The sequence below is a fragment of the Pseudomonas sp. GM80 genome, assembly GCF_000282515.1.
In the GTDB taxonomy this organism is placed as follows: domain Bacteria; phylum Pseudomonadota; class Gammaproteobacteria; order Pseudomonadales; family Pseudomonadaceae; genus Aquipseudomonas.
This window is the reverse complement of sequence record NZ_AKJD01000003.1, coordinates 1-1,035: the sequence shown is the minus strand read 5'-3', so window position 1 is coordinate 1,035 and position 1,035 is coordinate 1. Positions and strand designations below refer to the sequence as shown.

Sequence of the window (1,035 nt, the reverse complement as noted above, 5' to 3'; positions counted from 1 at the left end):
AAAAAGGACAGTGGCGCCAGCCGCAACGTCGAGGGCGGTAATGATCAGTTGCAGGAACGTCAGACGACGCCCCGGCAAGCGCAGCGTGCGGCGACCGACCCTGACCAGCAGGTTGTCGCGCAACGGTTGTTCCGGCAGCCGCCGACGGTAGATGCCGATAGCCAGCACTGCGCCAAGCAATAGCACGACAGCGGCGACAGTGCCGAGCAGACCTTCGGACAAACCCAGCGCCTGAGAGGCAGCAGGCAGGTCGCTCAGCGTCGCCAGCGCTGCCAGTGGCGGCAAGGCGCAGCCCAGCGACAGACTGGCAAACAAGGTCATGTGCGCGACTTCCGAAGCCCCCAGACCCAGCCGTGCATATAAACGGTAGCGCACCGAGCCGCCGGAGAGCAGCGACAAGCCGATGGCATTGCCGATCGCAAACGCGGTGAAACCGCCCAGCGCCAATGTGCGCGGTGGCAAAGTCACACCGGCATAGCGACTGGCCGACCATTCATAGCCCAGCAGGATAATGAAGCCGACCACGGTCGCGCCGAACGCACCGAGCAGGGCGGGTTTCGGCACGTCGAGAATCGAGTCGTGCAGCGCATCGAGATCGAGTTCGGCAAGCAGATGGCGACAGGCAATCAGCGCAATGGCAAACAGCAGCAGTGTGACCGCCAGACCGATCGGTTGACGGTATTTGCTCAACCGATCCAGCAAGCGCAAGCGCTCGGGTTTGATCGGGTGTTCCGCTGTGACGGTGTCTTGTGGATCAGACGAGTTGGCGCGCATCAATCACCTCTTGGATTGTGCGCGACAGGATGGAGGTATCCAGCCAAGTTACCAATCCCTGTAGAAAAAAATAATCACAAAATACTACGCCTCTCACCGCGTATCGGCGAGGGCAGTTCCTGGATTGCAGACGTCTTGCCTGCGACTCAAGCATAGTCGCAAGTCGGCGAGTCTGATGATCCCCAGCGGTTCACTGCACAGTGACAGATCATTGTTGCGAAAGGACTTTTTCAACAGATACAAAAAAGGCCACTCTTTCGA

General features: G+C 59.5%; 1 protein-coding gene. It reads right to left on the bottom strand.

What is annotated here, in order from left to right; all coding sequences use genetic code 11:
* On the bottom strand, positions 1-774 hold a 774-nt coding region (locus tag PMI37_RS00045), incomplete at its 3' end, for a lysylphosphatidylglycerol synthase transmembrane domain-containing protein (protein ID WP_008076819.1).
* Between the last annotated feature and the right edge of the window lie 261 nt (positions 775-1,035).